The following is a 3188-nucleotide window of genomic DNA, read 5'->3' on the forward strand; positions in this document are numbered from 1 at the left end:
CCCCCTTAGGGGGCACACTCTTTACGATAGTAAAGTATAGTGTGCTATACTTTACATGGAAGTCCACCGAAAAACAGTAGAGAAGTATATATACTTTACAGAGTGGTCGAGAACAAAATTAAGAGAAAAAATGAGGCAAGTTGAGGTGAGGATTCGTGAGTTTTGCTATTTGTAGAATGCAGAAATTTAAAATGCGAGATGTGAAAGGAATCCAGATTCATAATCAACGAGAAAAAGAGAGTCATACAAATCCTGATATTGAAAAAGAACAAAGTCATTTAAATTATGATTTACATAACGATCAGTACATTGATTATTTAAGAACAGTGAAAGAAAAGATTGAACAGAATGTAGAAACCAATCGAGCGATTCGAAAAGATGCAGTTGTGATGTGTGAATTTATAGTAACAAGCGATAGGGATTTTTTTGAACGTTTAAGTGAAGACAATCCAGAATATCAAAAAGAATTTTTTGAAGAAGCATATAGTTTTTTGAAAGAACGATATGGAGAACAAAATATTATACATGCAGCGGTGCATTTGGATGAAAAAACACCTCATATGCATGTGGGAATGGTTCCAGTAACGGAAGAAAAAAAATTGTCGGCAAAACAAATTTTTAACCGAAAAGAGTTAGTTTCACTCCAAGATGATTTTCATGCTCATATGGTAGAGAAAGGTTTTAATTTAAAACGTGGAGTATCTAGTGATAAAAAACATATTGAAACGACGCGTTTGAAGGCTTTAACAGCAAAAGAAGAAGTGCAAGTGTTAGAAGATACTCTTTTAGAGAAAGGGGTAGAGAAACAACAAATAGAGAAATCTATGGAACAGATGAAAAATCGTTTGAATGATTTAAAAAGGGCAGTTAATGTTGGGAAAAAAGTAGAAAACATGTCTGTCAAAGAAAAAGGCGGGCTTATACGCTCTAAAACGGTTGAAATTGGCTTAGAAGATTTTCAAAGGATTAAAACCCTTGCTAAAGCATCAGAGGCCTTTAAAAGGGAAAATGAAACGTTACAGAGACAAAACCATGCATTGAAAGTGAATAATACAGATTTACATACAACTTTAAAACATTTAGAAAAAGAAAAAAAAGAATTAGAACCATATAAAGCGAAATATGAGAGACTTCAAAAATTAGTTGCACAAATGCAGGAGTTTTATAAAGAACGAGTTCCTCAAGGATTGGAGAAATTCCAACAAATCGTAGGATATTGTAAGAAGAAAGTAAATATCACTTTAAATCCATTTAGTAATACTAGATTTAGTGAAAAAAATTTAACAGAACATGAAAGAAAAGGGTATGATCTTGCTTCAAAAGATATACAAAAAAAGACAAAAGAGAAAAATAGAAATAGAGATAGTGGTTTAGAGAGATAAAAAGACATCAAAAGGTACCCAAGAATTTGGGTACCTTTTGATGTTATTCTTTTTCTTTTAATACTTTAATATTGTTGTAATTATATTTGTCAAACAGCGTATTGTTTTCTTTTTTACTTAATAAAATTGTTCCGTTAAAACCAACATATTTTTTCTTATTATGTGCATTTTGAAAAGCTACTTCTGGATTTATTATGTATGCATTAGCTGTACCTACTTTTGCAACATTAATAAAATTATGTTCTTCAAGATATTTAATAGCTTTATATATTGTTGTTCTGCCTTTTCCAAATTCTTCACTTAAAAGTTGTTGTGAAGCCATTACTAGATTGTTATTGTTCATGTTATCTAAAAAGAAGACAAAAATTTCACTAGCTAGCTGATTATCTTTAATTAATAATTGTAGAGCTTTTAACCCCATTCCTTTATACACTTGTACAAATGGAGGATTATCAAGTTCCTTTTTACGTTGTTCTATTTCTTTTTGTTCAGCATCTTTTAAGTCGATTAATTTTTCAACAGAAGACAAGGGTAATCCAGTTAATTCAAGAATTTGCATTAAATCATTTTTACTGATATTAATATCATCTTTATTTGGCAAAATTATCAACCTTTCTTCATGAACATATATGTTCACTTTTGTGAACGTCTTGTTTAAATTATAAAACAAGACGTTCACAAAAACAACGAAATAATGAACGTCTTGTTTTCTTATGTTCACCCCTAGGGTGAACATATATGTTCACCCTAGGGGTGAACATAAGAAAATTATAAACCCTTATTTATCAAGGGTTTATAAGGTTGTCCCTTCTATATCTATTAAAGGGCTATCCACTAATCAATGGACAGGTAGTATTTTTGAGAAAAAAACCTCTCAAAAATCTCCACCTTTTCCGCTTCGCTTTACCATTGATTAGTGGATTTCGGCAGGTTTTGGCATATCGCCAAGCCGAACATACCAAAAACGAGGATTTAGGTAGTACGACTTGGACTAGCAATTTTACCTGCCGAACCGCCTGGATCAACTGTCTATGAATACACTCTTATTCTATATTTTTATGACACTATAAGGGGCTAGCCCCTCGCTACGCTTCACCCCAGCCCTTGCACTCACACCCAAAAACAAGGAAGCCATAAAAGAAAATGTGTTTTTACTAGATGCATATTAAAAAAGACAAGCATAAGCTATATTACGTTTTGGTATAATCTTCTTATCTTTGGAGAGGACTCAAATTTTAATAATAGATTTGAGTCCTCTTTTTTATATCATTATTCTCTAATTACCATATACATATAATGTATTTAAAATTAAATTTAAAGGAGCAGTATGTTGTATGACAAAATTGGAGGAGCTAGAAAAAGATTTTAATCAAATGAATTTAGATTTAAAAGCTTTACAACATGATATGAAAAATTTAGAAGCAAGAATACTAGTGGCTGAAAGGGATGTTTTAACTATTAATAAACAATTAGATAAGATCAGTGCAAACACTACATGGATTTTACGATTGATCGTAAGTGGATTGTTAACAGGAGTACTTGGTGTATTAGCTAAAAACCTGTTATAGAAAAAAAGAGTGTTGGTCAATCAAAACGGACCTAGCGAAGCGAAGGGAGTATTTGACTTGACCAACCCCACTACACCCAAACCCTCTCGGCACTGAACAAACTACCGTTTGTTCCTGCCAACCGGCGAGGGAGTCCCTCAAGGATTGAGGGGTTGGGGAGTTCGATTGAGGGGGTCTGGGGAAGAGTTCCCCAGTAGGTTTGGACAACGTCCAAGGTTTGATTTGGCGAAGCCGAAAT

Annotated in this window: 3 protein-coding genes; 2 read left to right on the forward strand and 1 reads right to left on the reverse strand. The window is 32.9% G+C overall.

What is annotated here, in order from left to right:
* Positions 1 to 155 precede the first annotated feature (155 nt).
* The gene (mobV, locus tag MHB70_RS30980; RefSeq protein ID WP_000006405.1) at positions 156 to 1382 is read left to right on the forward strand and encodes a MobV family relaxase; all 1227 of its coding nucleotides are present in this window, start codon (positions 156 to 158) and stop codon (positions 1380 to 1382) included.
* Between the two features lie 43 nt (positions 1383 to 1425).
* On the opposite strand, the gene MHB70_RS30985 is transcribed toward mobV, so the two are convergent.
* Positions 1426 to 1983, reverse strand: coding sequence for a replication/maintenance protein RepL (locus MHB70_RS30985; protein WP_001133006.1), 558 nt, complete (start codon positions 1981 to 1983; stop codon positions 1426 to 1428).
* A gap of 733 nt (positions 1984 to 2716) precedes the next feature.
* Here MHB70_RS30985 and MHB70_RS30990 point away from each other — a divergent pair.
* Positions 2717 to 2950 (forward strand): hemolysin XhlA family protein, encoded by a 234-nt coding sequence (locus tag MHB70_RS30990; RefSeq protein ID WP_000163590.1) that lies wholly within the window; start codon positions 2717 to 2719, stop codon positions 2948 to 2950.
* The last annotated feature ends 238 nt before the right edge of the window (positions 2951 to 3188 follow it).

It is taken from the genome of Bacillus sp. FSL M7-1020 (assembly GCF_038050415.1).
In the GTDB taxonomy this organism is placed as follows: Bacteria; Bacillota; Bacilli; order Bacillales; family Bacillaceae_G; genus Bacillus_A; species Bacillus_A toyonensis.

Bases quoted from the DNA above. Each gene is read 5' to 3' on its own strand.
- MHB70_RS30990 (WP_000163590.1), top strand. From the start codon at position 2,717: ATGACAAAATTGGAGGAGCTAGAAAAAGATTTTAATCAAATGAATTTA.